Annotated in this window: 22 protein-coding genes and 1 rRNA gene; 22 read left to right on the top strand and 1 reads right to left on the bottom strand. The window is 47.2% G+C overall.

The window, feature by feature from the left end; all coding sequences use genetic code 11:
• From rrf to pssA, 9 genes are all read left to right on the top strand, one after another.
• Positions 1-80 (top strand): 5S ribosomal RNA (rrf, locus tag ACTHPG_RS27710); the annotation flags it as partial.
• 180 nt (positions 81-260) lie between these two features.
• The gene (locus ACTHPG_RS27705) at positions 261-1,436 is read left to right on the top strand and encodes a GNAT family N-acetyltransferase (protein WP_440392502.1); all 1,176 of its coding nucleotides are present in this window, start codon (positions 261-263) and stop codon (positions 1,434-1,436) included.
• Positions 1,437-1,898: 462 nt separating this feature from the next.
• Positions 1,899-2,360: a CtsR family transcriptional regulator gene (locus ACTHPG_RS27700; protein WP_215077832.1), complete on the top strand. Its 462-nt coding sequence runs from the start codon at positions 1,899-1,901 to the stop codon at positions 2,358-2,360.
• Between the two features lie 31 nt (positions 2,361-2,391).
• Entirely contained in the window at positions 2,392-2,916 is a 525-nt protein-coding gene (locus tag ACTHPG_RS27695; RefSeq protein WP_278298105.1) for a UvrB/UvrC motif-containing protein, read from the top strand.
• A gap of 28 nt (positions 2,917-2,944) precedes the next feature.
• Complete coding sequence (locus tag ACTHPG_RS27690) at positions 2,945-4,015, top strand: protein arginine kinase (protein ID WP_036607140.1); 1,071 nt, start codon at positions 2,945-2,947, stop codon at positions 4,013-4,015.
• Between the two features lie 185 nt (positions 4,016-4,200).
• On the top strand, positions 4,201-6,663 hold the full coding sequence (locus ACTHPG_RS27685; protein ID WP_440392501.1) for an ATP-dependent Clp protease ATP-binding subunit: 2,463 nt from the start codon (positions 4,201-4,203) through the stop codon (positions 6,661-6,663).
• Between the two features lie 260 nt (positions 6,664-6,923).
• The gene (gene radA, locus ACTHPG_RS27680; protein WP_440392500.1) at positions 6,924-8,291 is read left to right on the top strand and encodes a DNA repair protein RadA; all 1,368 of its coding nucleotides are present in this window, start codon (positions 6,924-6,926) and stop codon (positions 8,289-8,291) included.
• 13 nt (positions 8,292-8,304) lie between these two features.
• The gene (gene disA, locus ACTHPG_RS27675; protein WP_062836168.1) at positions 8,305-9,381 is read left to right on the top strand and encodes a DNA integrity scanning diadenylate cyclase DisA; all 1,077 of its coding nucleotides are present in this window, start codon (positions 8,305-8,307) and stop codon (positions 9,379-9,381) included.
• A gap of 45 nt (positions 9,382-9,426) precedes the next feature.
• Entirely contained in the window at positions 9,427-10,158 is a 732-nt protein-coding gene (gene pssA, locus ACTHPG_RS27670; protein WP_440392499.1) for a CDP-diacylglycerol--serine O-phosphatidyltransferase, read from the top strand.
• 137 nt (positions 10,159-10,295) lie between these two features.
• Here the strand turns inward: pssA and ACTHPG_RS27665 are convergent, their stop codons facing one another.
• Entirely contained in the window at positions 10,296-10,691 is a 396-nt protein-coding gene (locus tag ACTHPG_RS27665; protein ID WP_440392498.1) for a DUF1573 domain-containing protein, read from the bottom strand.
• Between the two features lie 173 nt (positions 10,692-10,864).
• Here ACTHPG_RS27665 and ACTHPG_RS27660 point away from each other — a divergent pair, with 173 nt between their 5' ends.
• The 13 genes from ACTHPG_RS27660 to nusG all read left to right on the top strand — a co-directional run bounded on the left by ACTHPG_RS27660 (position 10,865) and on the right by nusG (position 21,159).
• Positions 10,865-11,950 carry a PIN/TRAM domain-containing protein gene (locus ACTHPG_RS27660; protein WP_440392497.1) on the top strand — a complete coding sequence of 362 codons (1,086 nt, stop codon included), beginning with the start codon at positions 10,865-10,867 and terminating at the stop codon, positions 11,948-11,950.
• Positions 11,951-12,032: 82 nt separating this feature from the next.
• Positions 12,033-12,728, top strand: coding sequence for a 2-C-methyl-D-erythritol 4-phosphate cytidylyltransferase (gene ispD / locus ACTHPG_RS27655; RefSeq protein ID WP_440392496.1), 696 nt, complete (start codon positions 12,033-12,035; stop codon positions 12,726-12,728).
• Positions 12,725-13,201 (top strand): 2-C-methyl-D-erythritol 2,4-cyclodiphosphate synthase, encoded by a 477-nt coding sequence (ispF, locus tag ACTHPG_RS27650; protein WP_017692052.1) that lies wholly within the window; start codon positions 12,725-12,727, stop codon positions 13,199-13,201. Before ispD ends, ispF begins: the two co-directional genes overlap by 4 nt.
• 33 nt (positions 13,202-13,234) lie before the next feature.
• Positions 13,235-14,692, top strand: a complete 1,458-nt coding sequence (gltX, locus tag ACTHPG_RS27645; protein ID WP_440392495.1) for a glutamate--tRNA ligase — start codon at positions 13,235-13,237, stop codon at positions 14,690-14,692.
• A 537-nt stretch (positions 14,693-15,229) separates the two neighbouring features.
• On the top strand, positions 15,230-15,889 hold the full coding sequence (gene cysE, locus ACTHPG_RS27640) for a serine O-acetyltransferase (RefSeq protein WP_433747620.1): 660 nt from the start codon (positions 15,230-15,232) through the stop codon (positions 15,887-15,889).
• Positions 15,890-15,931: 42 nt separating this feature from the next.
• Positions 15,932-17,332 carry a cysteine--tRNA ligase gene (gene cysS / locus ACTHPG_RS27635; RefSeq protein ID WP_440392494.1) on the top strand — a complete coding sequence of 467 codons (1,401 nt, stop codon included), beginning with the start codon at positions 15,932-15,934 and terminating at the stop codon, positions 17,330-17,332.
• Complete coding sequence (locus ACTHPG_RS27630) at positions 17,329-17,808, top strand: Mini-ribonuclease 3 (protein WP_440392493.1); 480 nt, start codon at positions 17,329-17,331, stop codon at positions 17,806-17,808. The genes cysS and ACTHPG_RS27630 overlap by 4 nt, the downstream gene beginning before the upstream one ends.
• Before the next feature lie 43 nt (positions 17,809-17,851).
• Entirely contained in the window at positions 17,852-18,598 is a 747-nt protein-coding gene (rlmB, locus tag ACTHPG_RS27625) for a 23S rRNA (guanosine(2251)-2'-O)-methyltransferase RlmB (RefSeq protein WP_440392492.1), read from the top strand.
• Positions 18,599-18,603: 5 nt separating this feature from the next.
• The gene (locus ACTHPG_RS27620; protein WP_036607162.1) at positions 18,604-19,125 is read left to right on the top strand and encodes an NYN domain-containing protein; all 522 of its coding nucleotides are present in this window, start codon (positions 18,604-18,606) and stop codon (positions 19,123-19,125) included.
• Between the two features lie 171 nt (positions 19,126-19,296).
• The gene (gene sigH, locus ACTHPG_RS27615; protein WP_017692059.1) at positions 19,297-19,941 is read left to right on the top strand and encodes an RNA polymerase sporulation sigma factor SigH; all 645 of its coding nucleotides are present in this window, start codon (positions 19,297-19,299) and stop codon (positions 19,939-19,941) included.
• 304 nt (positions 19,942-20,245) lie between these two features.
• On the top strand, positions 20,246-20,395 hold the full coding sequence (gene rpmG / locus ACTHPG_RS27610; RefSeq protein WP_072735843.1) for a 50S ribosomal protein L33: 150 nt from the start codon (positions 20,246-20,248) through the stop codon (positions 20,393-20,395).
• A 17-nt stretch (positions 20,396-20,412) separates the two neighbouring features.
• Positions 20,413-20,604 carry a preprotein translocase subunit SecE gene (secE, locus tag ACTHPG_RS27605; protein ID WP_017692060.1) on the top strand — a complete coding sequence of 64 codons (192 nt, stop codon included), beginning with the start codon at positions 20,413-20,415 and terminating at the stop codon, positions 20,602-20,604.
• 21 nt (positions 20,605-20,625) lie between these two features.
• Positions 20,626-21,159, top strand: a complete 534-nt coding sequence (gene nusG, locus ACTHPG_RS27600; RefSeq protein WP_024633599.1) for a transcription termination/antitermination protein NusG — start codon at positions 20,626-20,628, stop codon at positions 21,157-21,159.
• The last annotated feature ends 2 nt before the right edge of the window (positions 21,160-21,161 follow it).

Here is a 21,161-nt window from a genome sequence, read left to right as displayed (position 1 = left end):
TCCCGAACACGACCGTTAAGCCCTCTAGCGCCGATGGTACTTGGACCGCAGGGTCCTGGGAGAGTAGGACGCCGCCATGCGAAGAACCACTGCCGATGTTATTCGGTGGTGGTTTTTATTTGTTTATTTTAGAGGATGCGAAAGCATCTCTTATTTGACTTTGTGGGAATCCTCTGACACACTCTAAGGGGTACATATATCAGATATCAGGCCATGACCTGGATTGATAATAACTCTAGCGAATGGGGTGTAGGGACAACATGGAAATTCAAAAATTGACGGTAGATGATTTTGAACCGGCGATGGCACTCTCTGAATATGCTTTTCAAGTAGTAATGAGCGATGAACAAAAGGAAAATCGACGGAGTCAATTTTCGTCACAGGATATATGGGGTGTATATGAGGACGGGCAGCTAGGAGCTAAACTTCACATTATTCCTTTTCAAACCTATATTCATGGTAGATCGTTCGAGATGGGCGGTATTGCGGGTGTAGCCACCTGGCCAGAGTATAGACGTAAAGGCTGGGTAGCGGGTCTGCTGAAGCATGCGTTGGAAGAAATGAATCGTAACAAACAAAGCATATCGTTCTTACATCCGTTCTCTTTTGGTTTCTATCGGAAGTACGGATGGGAGACGTATGTTGAATTTAAACGATATAAAGTGCCTACAGCTCATTTGCCTTCGAAAAAAGCGACACCTGGCACGATCCGGCGCGGCGATCCGGACCTGAGCATACTAAAGGAAGTATACAGTGCTTACGCTGAGCGCTATAACGGAACCTTGGTCCGGGATGATGCGAGATGGGAGAACTCCGTTCTTGTGAATGGATCCAGCCAAAAGGCTGTATATTACGACGAAGCTGGTGCAGCACAAGGTTATCTTTTATATGAAGTTAAGGAAAATAAGTTTACCATTAAAGAGATCATCCATCTGAACGAAGAGGCTAGGCAAGGTCTGTGGACGTTTATTGCTAACCATGATTCCATGATACAGGAAGTTACGTTGCAGGCGCCTGCCAGTGATACGCTTGCCTTCCAATTGGATAACCCACGCATTCAGCAGGAGATTGTACCTTACTTTATGGCACGCATCGTTAGTGTGGAGCAGTTTATATCCCAGTATCCATTTGCAAGCCAAGACTCACCGGTGCAGATCGTTCTAGAGGTAGAGGATACCCACGCTCCGTGGAATGAAGGAGTATGGCAATTAAATGTGGCGATGAACGGAACGGCGTCCATATGGAAAACTTCGGAGCCAATTACAGATGATCAGACCATTAAGGTAGATATTCAAGCTCTCACTGCGATGCTGATGGGATATCGCAGACCAACGGAAATGGCACAAATCGGAAGAGTTCACGGACCGAATACAGTAATCCAGGCTTTGGAACAAGCAATTCCCAAAAGGGAAACCTATTTACTCGATTTCTTCTGATTATTCTTCCCCACTACTCCATTTAAGTTAATTATCTTGAATAGAAATACGGCGTGATCGAAAGACAAATGGACTTCTCCAGCAATTTTGGAGAGGTTTTTTTGTGTCTGGGGAATATTTCGTGTAAAATCGTAAAAAATGAATAGTGACCCCACTTGGCAAACCCACAAAATATGCTATAATGTATATAAAGTCAAAGAAAGTCAAAGTCAACTAAAGGTTTAATACTTAAGTAGCTTTCTTTCAACAATCTGATGCATGATCGCCAATATGCGGGGTCATTTCATTAGTGGATTAAGGGAATATTAAAGGACCTTCGTGCTTCCTTCACTCTCCTGACGACACCTGTGGAAGCAAAGATTCGCTGTTTGCTTGATTGGTTAAATGGGTAGAGAAGGTGTACTCTGTGGGGGCGTGTGGGTCCTTATTGACTTAACGTTTCAGACAGTGGAGGATGATTGGATGCGTAATATCTCTGATATTATCGAACGATATCTGAAGAGTATTTTGCATGAAAGTCCCGAAGGAATGGTTGAAATTCAGCGTAATGATCTGGCAGATCAATTCTCATGTGTACCTTCCCAGATCAATTATGTCATCAGCACACGTTTTACCCTTGAGAAGGGATACCTAGTTGAGAGTAAACGTGGCGGTGGTGGTTATGTTCGCATACAGCGCATTGAATTACCGGCCCAATCAGCTCTGCATAATCATTTGCACCATAGTATTGGTGATGAGATCGGGCAGACAGCTGCTGAAGGTCTGATCTATCAATTGGAAGAAGCGCGTTTCTTGAGCAAACGTGAAGCCGGGTTGATGCGAGCTGCTGTATCTAGAGAGGTTATAATGGTCAAACTTCCTTACCGGGATCAAATTCGTGCCAGAATGTTGAAGGCGATGTTAATATCTTTGCTCGGTAAATGAAAACTATCGGGGTCAAAGGAGGTACATCAATATGCTGTGCCAAGAATGCAATAAACGTCCGGCGACACTTCATTTTACGAAGATCGTAAATGGGGAGAAGACGGAATTCCATATTTGTGAGTCTTGTGCCCGTGAAAAAGGGGAAATGATCCCTGGAACAGCAGGCGGGTTTTCCATTCACAACTTGTTGTCAGGGTTGCTTGATTTTGATCCAGCTGGCAAAAGTGGGTCGGCAGGAACACCACCTGCAAAAGCACTTCAGTGTGAAGAGTGCGGTATGACGTATTCACAATTCAGCAAAATAGGCCGATTCGGCTGCAGTTCATGTTATAAATATTTTGACAGCCGTCTGGACCCGTTGTTCAAGCGGGTTCATGGGAGTACGTCCCATGTAGGCAAAGTGCCTGCACGAGCTGGTGGTCGCATCAAGGTGAAACGGCAAATCGCTGATCTGAAGCGTGAGCTCCAGGAAAGCATCACCCAAGAGGAATTTGAAGAGGCGGCTCAGATTCGTGACCAGATTAGAGAACTTGAAAAAGGAATAGCTCAGGAGTAAAGTTTGTCATGAGTAGGAGGAATGCGTAATGCCTAATCTGCGCTTTACAGAGAAGGCGCTCAGCGACTGGATGCGAAGTGATGCGGCTGATTCCGAAATTGTCATTAGTAGCCGTGTACGGATTGCGCGCAACCTTCAGCATGTTCCGTTTCCGATGCTGGCTTCCAATGAGCAATCGGAAGAGGTGCTGAATAAGCTGAGCGAAGTACTTCAATACGATGACGTTCATGCCTTTGGGGATTTCCACACGTTGGATCTAATCGATATTGACGAACTCGACAAACGGGTGCTGGTGGAGAAACATCTTATCAGTCCAAGTCTTGCGAATGAATCCAGGAATGGTGCGGTTATTCTCAGTGAGGATGAGTCTGTTAGTATTATGATTAATGAAGAGGATCATCTTCGTATCCAGTGCCTCTATCCGGGGTTCCAGGTGAAAGAAGCCTGGGAGAAAGCTTCTGCAATAGATGATGCTTTTGAAGCGCACGTGGATTATGCTTTTGATGATCGCAGAGGTTACTTAACCAGCTGTCCTACCAATGTAGGTACAGGTGTCAGAGCATCTGTCATGATGCACTTGCCTGCCCTGGTGATGACACAGCAGATTGGCCGTATTTTAACCGCAGTTTCCCAAGTGGGACTGACTGTAAGAGGGATATACGGTGAAGGCAGCGAGGCGATGGGGAACCTGTTCCAGATCTCGAACCAGATTACATTGGGACAGACCGAACAGGAAGTCATCGAGAACCTGCATGGTGTTGTGTTACAGATGATTGGTCATGAGCGTACAGCCAGAGAACGGTTAATTACGGATTCCAGACTTCGAATCACGGATCGTGTAATGCGTTCTTACGGCATATTGTCTCATGCAGCTATTGTGGATTCAAAGGAAGCTGCACAGCGATTATCGGATGTACGCCTTGGCGTGGATCTCGGCTTGTTGGATGGATTGTCTATCACGGTAATGAATGAGTTGAATGTGATGACACAGCCGGGATTTTTGCAGAAAACATTCGGGGAAGATATGCGCACTGATGAGCGTGACATCTATCGAGCCCAGTTGATTCGTGATACGATCAATGCAGCGAAGCAGTCCTAGCTCAGCCTGATATTGTATTGAATTATGGTTTCATGCCGCATTGCGGCGTTTATATAACTAGGCATGTACGAATGCCGAATGATTTTATTCGCAGCACGGCTGCAAACAAAAATGATATGAAGAATACGACGGTTAGTTTATAACATGACCCTCGTTTTATCCAAAACCATGGAGGTGCAGGAGATATGATGTTTGGAAGATTTACGGAACGGGCCCAAAAGGTGCTCGCACTCGCGCAGGAAGAAGCTGTCCGTCTCGGTCATAATAACATCGGTACTGAGCATATTTTGCTCGGCCTCATTCGTGAAGGCGAAGGCATCGCAGCCAAAGCACTGATCGGCCTGGGACTCGGATTGGAAAAAATTCAGGATGAAGTAGAAACGCTGATTGGCCGTGGCCAAGAGCAACCTACCAACATTGCATATACGCCACGTGCGAAAAAAGTAATTGAATTGTCTATGGATGAAGCTCGCAAATTGGGTCATACCTATGTAGGCACAGAACATATCCTGCTCGGATTGATTCGTGAAGGCGAGGGTGTTGCAGCACGTGTGCTCAATAACCTGGGTATCAGCCTGAACAAAGCACGTCAACAAGTATTACAGTTGCTTGGCAGCAGTGAAGCTGTATCCAGCCATAATGGGACACCTGCCAATGTCAGCACACCAACCCTGGACAGTCTGGCACGTGACCTCACGGCTTACGCAAGAGAGAATAACCTTGACCCAGTCATTGGACGTAGCAAAGAAATTGAACGTGTCATCCAGGTGCTCAGCCGTCGTACCAAGAACAACCCGGTATTAATCGGTGAGCCAGGTGTAGGTAAAACAGCGATCGCTGAAGGCCTTGCACAAAAAATCATTGCCAATGAAATTCCGGAAACATTGCGCGACAAACGTGTAATGACTCTGGATATGGGTTCAGTCGTTGCTGGAACCAAATATCGTGGTGAGTTCGAAGATCGTCTGAAAAAAATTATGGATGAGATTCGCCAAGCAGGTAACATTGTCCTGTTTATTGACGAATTGCATACATTGATTGGCGCAGGCGGAGCTGAAGGTGCCATCGATGCTTCTAACATTTTGAAACCGGCTCTGGCCCGTGGAGAATTGCAATGTATCGGTGCGACAACACTGGATGAATATCGCAAATACATCGAGAAGGATGCAGCGCTTGAGCGTCGTTTCCAACCGATTACTGTAGATCAGCCTTCTCCGGAAGAAGCAATTCAAATTTTGCACGGCTTGCGTGACCGTTACGAGGCGCATCACCGCGTGAAAATTACGGACGAAGCGATTGTACAGGCGGTTAAACTGTCTGATCGTTACATCACAGACCGTTTCCTGCCTGACAAAGCGATTGACCTGATTGACGAGGCGGGTTCCAAAGTAAGATTGAACTCTTACACGATCCCACCAAACCTGAAACAGCTGGAGAGCCGTCTGGAAGATATCCGCAAGGAAAAAGACGCAGCGGTTCAAAGCCAAGAGTTCGAAAAAGCAGCTGCTCTGCGCGATACGGAACAAAAAATCCGTGAAGAGCTGGATGTAACGAAGAACCAATGGAAAGAAAAACAAGGCCGCACGGATTCCGAAGTAACACCTGAGGATATCGCACAAGTGGTAGCCAACTGGACAGGAATTCCGGTGAACAAGCTGAAAGAAGAAGAGACACAGCGTCTGATGAATCTGGAATCCATTCTGCATGAACGTGTTATCGGCCAGGATGAGGCTGTGAAGTCTGTCAGTCGTGCGGTTCGTCGTGCACGTGCTGGGTTGAAAGATCCAAAACGTCCGATGGGTTCATTTATTTTCCTCGGTCCTACAGGGGTAGGTAAAACAGAACTTGCTCGTGCTCTGGCTGAAGCGATGTTTGGCGATGAAAATGCAGTCATCCGGATCGATATGTCCGAGTATGGTGAGAAGCATTCGACTTCCCGACTCGTCGGAGCGCCTCCAGGATATGTTGGATACGAAGAAGGTGGCCAGCTGACAGAGAAAGTTCGTCGCAAACCATATTCCGTTGTCCTGCTCGATGAAATCGAGAAAGCACATCCAGAAGTATTTAATATCTTGCTGCAAGTGCTTGAGGATGGTCGTCTGACGGATTCCAAAGGTCGCGTTGTTGACTTCCGGAATACGCTGATTATCCTGACATCCAACGTGGGTGCCGAAGCGATCAAACGTAACTCCACACTTGGCTTCACAGCAGTTGTGGATGCAGGTGCGGATTATGACAACATGAAGGGTAAAGTCATGGATGAGCTGAAGAAATCCTTCCGTCCAGAGTTCCTTAACCGGATTGATGAAATTATCGTATTCCACTCTCTGGAACAGAAACACATTGCAGAGATTGTTACGCTCATGAGTGAGGAGCTTCGCAAACGGCTGCGTGAATATGAAGTTGACTTCGAACTTACCGACAATGCCAAGGAATTCCTTGCCAAAGCCGGCTTCGATCCAGCTTACGGTGCGCGTCCGCTTCGTCGGGCAATCCAGAAGCATATCGAGGACAAATTGTCTGAAGAGTTGCTTACAGGCAACGTAACCAAAGGGGATTCATTACTCATTGACGAAGAGAACGGCGCACTGTCTGTAACGAAAAAAGACGTGGTAGTTCCTTCTAACGAGGAAATCGAAACCAAATAATATATATCAAGCTTTGGAGCTAACCTCCAGCTTATATTGATTCTTAATCCTTCTCGGCTTCGGCCGGGGAGGATTATTTGCATTTTGGACAGAAGACGGACATGATTATGGCTTGAACATGTGTAAAGTTTGCGATAATCCTTTACGAAAAATCTCAAACAATGGTAAACTTTTAGTAACCCTGCACGTCAGGGATTTTAGGCAAAATTCGTCGAATAATGCAAAATGCTGTTATAAAATTAAATTATAGGAGTGCTGAAGTGGCCAAAGTTAAAACCAAGTTTCAATGTACGGAATGCGGCTATGAAGCCCCCAAGTGGTACGGTAAGTGTCCGGGTTGTCAGTCATGGAATTCGATGGTGGAAGAGACAGAGACGGTTGTCAAAACACAAGGGAGAAATTCTCCCCTGTATGACAGTAAAGATAAACCGCTTCCTATCATAGATATAGATAGCGGTCAGGAACCGCGTGTACAGACTGGAATCGGAGAGTTGAACCGGGTATTGGGTGGCGGAATCGTTCCAGGTTCCCTCGTTCTGGTGGGCGGAGATCCTGGTATCGGTAAATCAACGTTGATGTTGCAGACTTCTCATGCGTTGACGCATTCGGGTTTGCGGGTGTTATATGTATCGGGAGAGGAATCCGTCAAGCAAACCAAATTGCGGGCAGATCGTCTCGGGGCGCTCTCTGCCGAGTTGTATGTGCTGTGTGAAACCAATATGGAACGTGTAGAGGAAGCGGTGGATCAGATCCAGCCGCATTTTCTTGTCATCGACTCCATTCAGACCGTATATCTTCCCGAAGTTACCAGTGCGCCTGGTAGTGTAGCGCAGGTAAGGGAATGTACATCAAGGTTCATGCGGATTGCCAAAGGGAGAGGCATTGCAACGGTTCTTGTGGGGCATGTTACCAAAGAAGGTGCCATTGCCGGTCCACGTATGTTGGAACATATGGTGGATTGCGTGCTTTATTTTGAAGGAGAACGGCATCATACGTATCGCTTACTGCGTGCGGTGAAGAACCGTTTTGGTTCCACCAATGAGATTGGCATTTTTGAAATGGGCGAGGATGGACTTCGTGAGGTGGGCAACCCGTCCGAACTCTTTCTGTCGGAACGGCCACTGGGTGTAGCAGGTTCTACGGTAGTTGCCAGCATGGAGGGCACACGACCTCTGCTTGTGGAATTGCAGGCTTTGATCTCGACCACCCATTTCCCTTCTCCCCGCCGTATGGCAACAGGGGTGGATCTGCATCGATTAAACCTGATCATTGCCGTGCTGGAGAAACGGATGGGCATGTTTTTACAGACCCAGGATGCGTATCTGAACGTGGCGGGTGGAGTGCGGCTGGATGAACCCGCTGTTGATTTGGCGGTTGCTGTCAGCATTGCATCCAGTTTGAGAGATGTACCGACCAAGCCGGATGACGTCATCTTTGGCGAGATCGGTCTGACAGGTGAGGTTCGAGCCGTATCTCGGGCCGAACAACGAGTGAAGGAAGCCGCGAAACTGGGCTTCAAGCGAGTCATTTTACCGGAAAAAAGCTTAAAGGGCTGGAAACATCCTCGCGGGATACAACTGATCGGTGTGAATACCGTGGCAGATGCACTAGCGGTTGCTTTAGATTAGGGGGCATAACAAGATGAAAGATTCGAGCCAACTGGATAATATGAATGAATTATTAAGGCTGATCGCACCAGGTACACCTTTCCGCGAAGGTCTGGAAAATGTGCTGCGCGCCAAGACGGGCGCACTGCTTGTTGTAGGATACAGCCCTGAAGTAATGGAAGTGGTGGATGGGGGATTCTCGATTAACTGTGATTTCTCCCCAAACTATCTGTACGAACTCGCCAAGATGGATGGAGCCATTATTCTTAGCGAGGATTTGAAGCGTATTCTTTACGCCAACACCCAGTTAATCCCGGATTCCTCGATCTCTTCATCAGAGACGGGGATTCGTCACCGGACGGCAGAGCGTGTAGCGAAGCAGACGGGTAAATTGGTCGTATCCATTTCACAGCGCCGGAATATCATTACCTTGTATCAGGGAACACTTCGGTATTCCCTCAAGGAAATCGGGGTTATTTTGACCAAAGCGAATCAAGCGATTCAAACCCTGGAGAAATATAAAGCTGTATTAACACAGTCACTTACGAATCTGAGTGCCTCTGAATTTGAGGAACTGGTGACGATTCCTGAAGTGGTTAATGTGATTCAACGTACCGAAATGGTGATGCGGATCAAAACGGAAATCAAACGGTACATTCATGAACTCGGGAATGAGGGACGACTTATTTCCATGCAAATGGAAGAGCTCGTGGGTACAACGGAAGAAGAGGCCTGGTTGCTGTATAAAGACTATGCCCGTGACGACAGTGATGACAAAATCCGTGAAATTATCGTTGGACTGAAAAGATTGTCGGACGATGAATTGCTGGATGCACACCATATTGTCCGTCTGCTCGGCTACCCATCATCAGCAGCTACTTCAGAGGATTCGGTTGCACCTCGCGGATTCCGGGTATTAAATAAGATCCCTCGTCTGCCTAATGTCATTATCCATAACCTGGTGGATCAATTTGAACAATTACCTCATGTGATTATGGCTACAATAGAAGAACTGGACGAAGTGGACGGTATTGGTGAAGTTCGTGCCCGGACCATTAAGGAAGGCCTCAAACGTTTGCAGGAGCAGATGTTTATCGACAGACAGATGTAAGGGTTTGCCTATATAAAGGCTTGAAATGGATGAGGTGAAACAACAATGCTAACCAGATTCATTCCGAATCTCTTTACCTTGGGTAATCTGTTTCTTGGAATGATGGCAATTTTGTTTGCGATTGATGGAAATTACAGTTTGGCTGCCATTATGGTCATTGTAGCGATGCTGCTGGATGGTCTGGATGGTCGAGTGGCACGTGCACTGAATGCGCAAAGCGAATTCGGCAAAGAACTGGATTCCTTGTCAGACATGGTTTCCTTTGGTGCAGCACCGGCCCTGATCATATTTATGGTGTCGTTTCAAGATTCGATGCCGATTCTGGCGTGGATTGCAACAGCGGCTTTTCCAATCTGTGGAGCCATTCGTCTTGCTCGGTTTAATGTTCGTCCGGGAATCCCCGGGTACTTCACAGGTCTGCCGATACCGGCAGCCGGCGGAGTGCTGGCTACATTGTCCTTGTTCAATAAGGATATTGGCCCGGTCAGCATGATGATTGCTACGTTGCTGTTATCGTATCTGATGGTCAGTTCGCTTAAATATCCCAATTTCAAAAAAGTCGGGTTGCCACGCAAGGCAATCTGGATTGCTCCATGGGTTGTGTTATTTGCCATAGCCGTAGCCGTTATTTTCCCGGAGCAGTTATCCAAACTGATCTTTATTCCGCTCGTGTTATACGCCTTGTATGGAATGAAACATAATGTGCGCACAGCGGCCTCGCGTAGTCGGGCGAAAAAGCGCAAGGATGAGAAGTCTTCCCGTCCTTCCGATCGTTAAGCAGCCTTGGGTACAGACACGATACAAAGAAAGCACGTACTCTCCTGAACTGGAGAATGCGTGCTTTTTGTGTATTCATTCATATCTATTTCTATTTACGGTAAAAGAAACCCTTTGCAAGCGACATGCATATTTTCTTACGACAGATTAAACATCCCTAACGTTGAACACTTCTGTGATTCGTGATTTACGACCTCTTCCATGTTAATGTCCAGCAGATTGCAGAGAGCCGACATGTAGAACAGGTTCCGCCCTAGTTCAGAGCTGATGACCTCTCTGCAGTTCTCACACAATTCACCTTCCACATGCGTTTCTAGCAGGCCCTTGGTTTGAGCGATATCGCTCTCCGGGACATATTTCTGCTTGGTGGCGTGCAGCTCGATGCAGCCGCATTCGGTAATGGCTTTGGACACGGCACGGTTAACAGACGCTCCGGCTTGTCCCGTTTTGGACAGTACATCAATCAGACTGCGATGACGCAGCAACAGTTCAGAAACTTGATCCTGGAAAGCCTGTAAACTTAGCGTACTCATTTTGCCACTCACCTCGGGATATGAATTGAATTCATTATATGCCAATAATTTACCTACTTTCAACTGACGATTGCAACATTTCCAAAAAGTTCTTGCGGATGGGATTAGCAATTCAGGAATTGGATCATACTGGATATAAAGATCAAGATACATTGAAGGAGGTGCAGGGACTAATGTGGAAAAAAGGCATTTTAACTTTTACAGGATTGTGCGGTGCATGGTTCGGCTACACGGCATATCATCTGGCAGGAAAATCGGTCCCATGGATGGCTGAATGGATTCAGTCAGCAGGATTACTGGGAGCTGGTGTATCAACGCTGCTGGGAGCTGTAATATTTATGGCTGTATGTAATATTGGTGGAACATTGATGGCGGACAGGCTGCATAGTGGAATCAATTCTTTGGCAAAAGTACCTATGAACGAACTGGCTGCAGGTGCCGCAGGTACCGTTGCGGGGTTGCTGGTCGCCTTGTTGCTCTATCCTGTTGTTGGATGGATGGGGACGGCAGGAGAAGTGCTGCAAGTGGCACTGACGCTAATTAGTGCGTATTCCGGCTACACCCTTGCCATGGCGAAGAAAGACGATCTGGGGGCTTTCTGGATGTCTGGACGATGGGGTCATCCCGAGGTGGACGAGGATAGACGGATGGAAGAACATAAAATTCTGGATACCAGTGTTATTATCGATGGGCGTATCGCTGATATATGCAAAACCGGATTTATTGAAGGCACGATTGTCATTCCGGAATTTGTTCTGGAGGAGCTGCAGCATATTGCCGATTCATCGGATCTGCTTAAGCGGAACAGAGGAAGACGCGGATTGGACATTTTGAACAAAATCCAGAAGGAACTCGATGTAAAAGTCCTGATCTACGAAGGGGATTTTGAGGAAATCTCCGAAGTGGACAGCAAACTTGTTAAACTGGCTAAAGTACTTCAGGGCAAAGTGGTCACCAATGACTTTAATCTGAACAAAGTGTGCGAGCTCCAGGGTGTATCTGTGTTGAATATTAATGATCTCGCCAATGCAGTTAAGCCAGTTGTTCTGCCAGGTGAGGAGATCATGGTACAGATCATCAAGGATGGCAAGGAGCATGGTCAAGGTGTAGCCTATCTGGATGATGGCACAATGATCGTTGTGGAGGGCGGACGCGAGTATATCGGCATGATGATGGAAGTGCTGGTGACCAGTGTACTGCAGACATCGGCGGGACGAATGATTTTTGCCAAGCCGAAACTGTTGGAAAAAGCCCAATAAAGCGGTATGATGGGTAGTGTATCGTTGAACGATATTGTATATCTTTGGACGATAAACTGACAGACAAGGCAGGGATTGCGGCATGGATAAAGGGTGGGGCATTGTCATTGTGGCAGCAGGTCGCGGAACCCGGATGGGGACAACCGAGAGCAAACAGTTTTTGTTGCTGCAGGACAAGCCCGTTTTCATACATACGCTTGAGGTATTTGCTGCGCTGGACGAGATCCGCGAGATGGTGCTGGTCACAGGAGCCGCAGATGTTGAACGCTGCCAGGATTGGGTAAAAGAATACCAACTGGATTCACGTGTCCGTGTTATCCCCGGAGGGAAAGAGAGACAACATTCTGTCCATAAAGGCCTTGAGGCTCTTGGGACGGATTGGGTTCTCGTTCACGACGGGGTACGTCCTTTTGTGAACCATGAGCAGATCAAGGGATGCATGGCGGCTGCCATGTCCGGTGGTGGAGCAGCTGTATTGGCGGTTCCCGTGAAGGATACGATCAAACAAGTGAATGCGGAAGGAGTCGTTACGGCGACGCCAGACCGCAGCAGTCTGTGGAGCATTCAAACCCCGCAGGCTTTTCGTCTTTCTTCCCTGCTCTCCGCCTATGAATCAGCCGAGCGGGACGGATTTCTGGGGACAGATGACGCCATGCTGGCTGAACGTCAGGGAATGTCGGTCAAGGTTGTGGAAGGCAATTATACCAATATCAAATTAACAACGCCGGAAGATTTGCAATACGCTGCGTTTTTGCTGGGGGGAGAGAAGAAGCGATGATACGAGTAGGACAGGGATTTGATGTACATCAGCTGGTAGAGGGACGCCCGTGTATTATTGGCGGAGTAACGATTCCTTATGAAAAAGGACTGTTGGGTCACTCGGACGCAGACGTGCTGTTGCACGCGATTAGTGATGCCATTCTGGGTGCGCTGGCACTCGGGGATATTGGCAAGCACTTCCCGGATACCGATCCGGAATTCAAGGATGCCGACAGCCTGAAATTGCTGGAGCATGTATGGCAACTTGTGAAGGATCGCGGATATAAGTTGGGAAATATCGACTCAACGATAATTGCCCAAAAGCCGAAGATGGCTCCTTACATCCCGCAAATGGCTGAGGTTATTGCCAAGGCACTGGAAGCGGATGTAACACAGGTGAACGTGAAAGCAACAACAACAGAGCAACTGGGATTCCCGGGACGGGGAGAGGGCATTGCCGCTCAGTCCGTGGTTTGCCTTGTACGTGTGTGATATCATCAATCAATTAGTGACGGAGGGGATTATATGAGCACGGAAATTCGTGTGCGTTACGCGCCGAGTCCAACGGGACACCTGCATATCGGGAATGCCCGTACGGCGTTGTTTAACTATCTATATGCCAAACATAACAACGGTAAATTTATCATTCGTATTGAAGATACGGACGTGAAACGGAACATTGCCGGTGGTGAAGAAAGTCAGCTGAAATACCTAAAATGGCTCGGGATCGAGTGGGACGAAAGTATTGACGTGGGCGGAGAATACGGACCATACCGTCAAACAGAACGTCTGGACCTCTATCGTAAATATACGCAGGAATTGCTGGATAAAGGGCTGGCTTACCCTTGCTTCTGCACCGAAGAAGAATTGGAGCAAGAACGCGAAGAACAGTCAGCACGTGGAGAAACACCGCGTTATTCGGGCAAACACCGTGACCTGACTCCAGAGCAAATTAGTGCGTTTGAAGCGGAAGGTCGCGTAGCGAGTATTCGTTTCCGTGTGCCCGAAGAGCGCGTATACACGTTTGATGACATGGTTAAAGGTACAATCTCGTTCAACAGCAAGGAATCCGGCGACTTTGTCATTGTAAAAAAAGACGGCATTCCCACCTACAACTATGCCGTTGCTGTGGATGATCACTTGATGAAGATCTCCCACGTGCTGCGTGGGGAAGACCACATCTCGAACACGCCGCGTCAACTGATGATCTATGAAGCGCTCGGCTGGGAGCCGCCGCAATTCGGCCATATGACGCTGATCGTGAATGAAAATCACAAGAAGCTGAGTAAACGGGATGAATCCGTTATTCAGTTTATTGAACAGTATGATCAGCTTGGCTACTTGCCTGAAGCGATGTTTAACTTCATTTCCCTCCTCGGCTGGTCGCCGGAAGGGGAAGAAGAGATCTTCTCGCAAGAGCAGCTGATCTCCATCTTTGATACGAAACGTCTGTCCAAGAGCCCGGCGGTATTTGATACACACAAGCTGGCTCACTTGAACAACCACTATATCAAACATGCTGACCCGGAACGTATTGCCGAGATGGCCATTCCGCATCTGCAAAAAGCAGGACGTCTTCCTGGGGATCTGTCCGCTGAGCAAAAAGAGTGGGCGCATACCCTCGTACATCTCTATCAGGAACAGATGAATGCCGCATCCGATATCGTAGAATTGTCGGAAGTGTTCTTCCGTTCAGAGGTTGAGCTGGAAAGTGAAGGTGCCGTGGTTCTCGCTGAAGAGCAAGTGCCGACCGTGCTGAAGGCATTTGCGGATAAAGTACAGACAAATGAAGAGTTCACGCCAAGCAAAATGGCTGCATTAATCAAGGAAGTACAGAAAGAAACCGGCTTTAAGGGCAAACAGCTCTTTATGCCAATTCGTGTAGCCTTGACTGGACAGACGCATGGACGGGACCTGAACCAAACGATCGTGCTTCTGGGACGTGATACGGTGATTGAACGCTTGCTTGCGCAAGTAAAATAAGCTTATTCGGGCACATTCCTGTTATGCGGAATCTGTATACAGCCCTATGATGTATGGATTACGCAGTAGGCTGTTGTCAGTCTGAGGCCTTTTCGCTATAATAACAACACAACGAATAATTGATATGATTTATCTAATAGAACAGCAAAGATCGGGAGAAGTAGACTGACCCGGACAGATTCAGAGAGGATGGTCCCGCAGCAAAGAAAGATTTCTTTGGTTGCGGTGGCTGTGAGCCATCCACTGCCCATCAGTCGAAATGCACCCGTGAGCTGCACAGCCGAATCCAGCCCCGCCTTTGTCGATCATGACATGGGAAAACGTTAGGATAGGTTGTGACGATTGGTTTCCGTTACCAAACCGCTTGAGGGATCATTCTATTTGAGAATGAACCGAGCAGAGTGGGACCGCGATAAACGCCTCTGCAGCTAAATGCTGCAGGGGCGTTTTTTGTTTAGGCGAGTGTGCAGTACACTACCAAGGAACGCGCCGTCCGGTAAGCCGGAGGACGGGAACCTGAACAAGAGGGGAACGAGCATGTTCAAGAAGATCAGATCAGATATCCAGGCGGTGTTTGAGAACGATCCGGCAGCGCGGGGATGGTTTGAAGTGGTATTTACCTACTCAGGGCTGCACGCGATATGGGCACACCGGATGGCACATTTTTTATACAAACGAAGATGGTTCTCGTTCGCCAGGTTCATTTCACAGGTAAGCCGATTCATGACAGGAATTGAGATACATCCTGGAGCTACGATTGGAAATCGGTTGTTTATTGACCATGGAATGGGCGTCGTTATTGGGGAAACATGTGAGATTGGCGATGATGTTGTTATCTATCAGGGGGTTACCCTCGGCGGAACAGGGAAAGAAAAAGGAAAGAGACATCCGACCATTGGCAATAATGTGGTTATCTCATCGGGAGCCAAAGTGCTGGGTTCATTTAGCGTGGGGGATCAATGCAACATTGGTGCAAATTCCGTTGTGCTTAAGGAGGTCCCTTCCAATAGTACTGTGGTAGGTATACCGGGCAGAATAGTCAAACAGGATGGCCGACGGGTAGATCGCCTCAGTCAACAATTGCCCGATCCGGTCGTTGATTCTTTGCGGAGTATGCAACAAGAACTCGAACGATTGCAGGAAGAAGTACGTACACTGCAGAATGCCCGTGAAAATGAGACTGTGCGTGATACGTGATACAATAACTAAAGGCAGTATAGGATGAAAGGATAAGTGACCATGACGCTTCAGATTTATAATACGATGAGTCGTACCAAAGAGGAGTTTGTTCCCCAAGAGCCAGGGAAAGTAAAAATGTATGTCTGCGGACCAACGGTATATGACTACATTCACATCGGGAATGCTCGCCCGGTTATCTTTTTCGACACAGTGCGTGGATACCTGGAACAGACAGGACATGATGTAAACTATGTGGTGAACTTCACGGATGTGGATGATAAGCTGATTCGCAAAGCAGAACAACTTGGAACAGACGTTCCTCATGTCGCGGAAAAGTTTATTGCGGCCTATTATGAAGACCTTGAAGGATTGGGTATTCCCAAGGCAAGCAGCAACCCGAGAGTAACGGAAAACATGCCGCTGATCATTGATTTTATCCGTGAGTTGGTTGAAAAAGGATTTGCGTATGAAAATGGCGGTGACGTTTATTATCGTACAGGCAAATTCAGCGAGTATGGCAAACTTTCGAAACAAAACTTGCAGGAGCTGCAATTCGGAATTCGTGTGGGTGTGGACGAGCGTAAAGAGCATCCCGAAGATTTTGTGCTTTGGAAGGCTGCCAAACCAGGTGAGATCTATTGGTCCAGTCCTTGGGGCGATGGTCGACCAGGTTGGCATATTGAGTGCTCCGCCATGGCTAGGGAGTACCTTGGGGATACACTGGATATTCATGGGGGTGGACAGGATCTGCAGTTCCCGCACCATGAGTGCGAATGCGCCCAATCCGAGGTATTAACAGGTAAACCACTTGCCAACTACTGGATGCATAATGGATTCATCCGGATTGATAACGAGAAGATGTCGAAATCACTCGGTAACGGTGTTCTGGTTAAAGACTTGCGGAATCAATATAAACGTGAAGCGATTCGTTATTTCATGTTGTCTACCCACTATCGTAACCCTTTGAACTTCACGGAGGATACGATGGAGCAGGCACAGAACAGTGTGGACCGGATTGCGAATGCTGTAGGTAACCTGAACCATCGTCTGAATGCGGTAACCGTGGATCAGGATATCACAGCAGAGTTTGCGGCAAGACTCGACCAAATTCGTCAGCAGTACCACGAGAAGATGCAGGATGATTTCAATACTCCTGATGCAATCACTGCTATGTTTGAGTGGGCTGGGGAAGCCAACCAACTGTTGCAGCAAGAAGTAGTTAATGCGGCGGATATTCGTGCGCTCCTCGAATTGTTCAGTGAACTGAATGCTGTGCTGCGTATCTATACTGATGCAGAGCCGGAACTTCTGGATGAGGAAGTGGAACGTCTGATTGAAGAGCGTGTGGAAGCGCGTAAGTCCAAAAATTGGGCAAGAGCTGATGAAATTCGCGATGAATTGTCTGCGCGTGGCATTCTGCTTGAAGATACGGCACAGGGCATGAGATGGCGGCGCAAATGAGCGAAGGACATCCGAATACACCAAAACAACAGGTGCAGGTCGCAGAGGGAGGCTGGTTCCCGTACCCTCCTTCCAGACCTGCGAGGTTGATTCCACCTATTGCACTGGCCTATATTGGTGATGCGGTATATGAGGTGGCTGTTCGTCAATATTTGTTGTCGAAGCCCAACATGCGTCCCAATCATCTGCACCGTAGTGCAACCGGTTTGGTATCAGCGAAGGCACAGAGCCGCATACTTACTACGATTGAGGCTGAACTGACAGAGGAAGAACGTGATATCGTCCGGCAAGGGCGGAATGCCAAGTCGGGTAGTGTACCCAAAAATGCCGATGTGTTGGAGTACAGACATGCCACGGCCTTTGAATGTCTCATTGGTTTCCTCTACAGCAGTGGTCATCATGATCGCATGATTGAACTGATCGGGCTTGGCATTGAGCACGCGGAACAACAATCGCCATCGCCGACAAAAAAATAGTAATTTCAACAAAACAACGCATTACAGAGAGGATCGAACAACGATGGAAGAAGAATGGATTGCCGGTAAACACTCCGTAACGGAGGCGCTGCGTTCAGGCCGGACCATTAATAAAATATGGATTGCCGATACAGCACAGAAACATCTAACTCAACCTATTATCTCGGAAGCCAAAAAGCTAGGGATTGTCATTCAACACGTGGACAAGCGCAAGCTGGATCAAACGGTACCAGGCATTCAGCATCAGGGGGTAGTTGCACAAGCGGCACCTTACGCTTATGTGGAGGTAGAAGACATTCTTGCTGCAGCGAAAGCGAAGAATGAGCATCCTTTCCTGATCCTGCTGGATGAGATCGAAGATCCTCATAACCTGGGGTCAATTTTGCGGACAGCAGACTGCACGGGTGCGCATGGTGTCATTGTGCCCAAACGTCGCTCGGCAGCGGTAACGGTAACGGTATCCAAAACGTCAGCAGGCGCCGTGGAGTACGTGCCAGTGGCGCGTGTAAGCAATCTTGCCCAGACCATCGACCGCCTTAAAGAGGAGGGTGTATGGGTTGTAGGTACAGATGTCACGGCAAATGAAGGTGTCTTTGGCAACGGCGTCTTTACTGGTCCTGTGGCGTTGGTTATCGGCAATGAAAATAAAGGCATGGGACGACTCATTCGCGAGAAATGTGACGTGTTGATCAAATTACCGATGCAAGGTCAGATTAATTCCCTGAATGCTTCCGTGGCAGCGGGTGTTGTCATGTATGAAGTGCTCCGCTCACGTCAAGCGCAGGAATAGAAGGTATGGCTGATTCCCGTGATGTGCTTCTTGTAGACGGGTACAACATGATTGGTGACTGGCCGGAATTAACCAAACTGGCGGAAAGTGGACTCGAGGAGGCACGCAACAGGCTTCTCTTTCGTCTTGCTGACTATCAGGCTTTCTCCGGCCGGCGAGTCATTGTTGTATTTGACGCCTACCTCGTGCCTGGACTCGGTAAATCCTTTACACAGAGTAAAGTGCAGATCTATTTTACAAAGGAAAAAGAGACGGCAGACGAATGCATTGAGAGACTCGTTCGGGAACTAAGCATGAGAAGACGCCAAATCTATGTGGCTACGAGCGATATGGTAGAGCAACATGTTATTTTTGGACAGGGAGCGCTACGTGTATCTGCAAGGGAATTGCTTATTGAAGTTGAACAGAACGAAAAGGAATTAAAGAAACGACTGGAAGAAGATCAGGCGAAGACCACACGTAACACACTTGGGGGCAAGTTAAGTCCGGATGTATTGAAGGAGTTTGAGCGATGGCGCCGGGAATAAAGGTGTGTTTTTACAAAATTTAGAATATTGTAACTCTTGACATTTATGTTATTGATGTTCTTTTTTAGGCAGAGCGTGGTTGACGGTGTGAGGTACCATCATATATACTGATCCTATATTTCATAGAGTAGAGTAACGGGGTACCTTGCGTTGCAGCCGGAGGGATTGTCTGTGAGTGTCGACCTCAAAGATATCATGTTATCCAAGTATGATTACCAAAGTGACGAAGACATTGTAGAAGCTTTCCGAGAAGGCGAAAGCGAAGCGTTAGAGTTTTTGATTAACAAATATCGTAACTTTGTACGCGCCAAGGCAAGATCTTATTTTCTGATTGGAGCAGACCGGGAAGATATTATTCAAGAAGGAATGATTGGCCTCTATAAATCCATTCGAGATTTCAAAGGGGACAAGCTGGCTTCGTTCAAGGCTTTTGCCGAACTGTGCATTACAAGACAGATTATTACGGCGATTAAGACGGCAACACGCCAGAAACATATTCCACTTAATTCTTATGTATCTCTGGACAAGCCTATTTATGACGAAGAGTCTGATCGTACGTTACTCGATGTGATTTGTGGAACCCAGGTCAGTGATCCGGAAGAATTGATCATCAATCAGGAAGAGTTTGTCGGCCTGGAAGATAAAATGTCCGAGATTCTGAGTGATCTGGAACGTAAAGTATTGATGTTGTATCTGGACGGGAGATCTTATCAAGAGATTGCAGTTGATTTGGACAGACATGTGAAGTCCATTGATAACGCACTTCAGCGCGTCAAGCGCAAACTTGAAAAGTACCTGGAAGTTCGAGATAATTAAACACATGTTGTCGTTGACGGAAAAGGCTCGGTGTTTGAGTCTTTTTTTAGTGTCTCAAGTTTATAAAATCTAAGAATGTTCATACTAGTAATCGCTCGGTCCATGCAGGAGAAGAGAAAAAAAGAGATGAGAAACGAATGTACGTTGTACGGAAGTAATACCCAATGAATGAAAGGCTATTCTTTCATTGACATGGTTATACCCTTGTGATAAAGTGTTTTAGGTAGGCCTAAATTTATGGCTTTTTTTCAGGATCAATTTAGAGACTCTGCTTGAATGTGGAAGTCTTCGGGAGGTGTACATCATGCGGGTAATTATTACTTTGGCTTGTACTAACTGCAAACAAAGAAATTACACTACGACAAAAAACAAGCGTAATCACCCCGACCGCATGGAGATGAAGAAATTTTGCAAGTTTTGTAACGAGCAGACTTCTCATCGCGAAACCAGATAGTTTTTGGAGGTGTCGGCGTGAAACGAAGTTTCAAATCTCTGATTTCCTTTTTCTCAGAAAGCTGGGCTGAACTTAAAAAAGTTCGCTGGCCTAATCGTAAAGAGCTGACCAACTACACATTGATCGTACTTGGTACTGTTGTGGTTATGACGCTGTTTTTTTGGGTCATTGACATTGGCATCTCCTTTGTGATCGAAGCGATTATTTAAGAAGGGTTCCGGTGGCTTGATATGGAAAAAAGATGGTACGTCGTTCATACCTATTCAGGGTATGAGAACAAGGTCAAGGCCAATTTGGAAAAACGCGTCGAGTCTATGGGCATGGAAGACAAGATTTTCCGCGTTCTTGTTCCTATGGAAGAAGAAGTGGTAAACAAAGACGGTAAGAAAAAAACCGTTATGCGTAAAGTTTACCCCGGTTATGTCTTGGTGGAAATGGTACAGACGGATGACTCTTGGTATGTTGTTCGTAACACACCAGGTGTTACAGGATTTGTCGGTTCGACAGGTTCTGGGTCCAAACCAACTGCTTTGTTGCCTGAAGAAGTGGAACAAATTCTGAAGCACATGGGTATGGTTGAACCTAAGCCGAAAATTGAGTTCGATATTAAGGAATCCGTACGTATCAAAGTCGGTCCTTTTGCGAATTTCGTGGGCTCCGTGGAAGAAATTTTGGTAGACAAAAGCAAGTTGAAAGTGCATGTGAACATGTTTGGACGGGAAACACCGCTTGAGTTGGAATACACACAAGTGGAGAAGATATAGTC

The organism is Paenibacillus sp. SAF-068 (assembly GCF_051967555.1).
GTDB lineage: Bacteria > Bacillota > Bacilli > Paenibacillales > Paenibacillaceae > Paenibacillus.
This window is presented reverse-complemented; position numbering and strand designations above follow the sequence as displayed.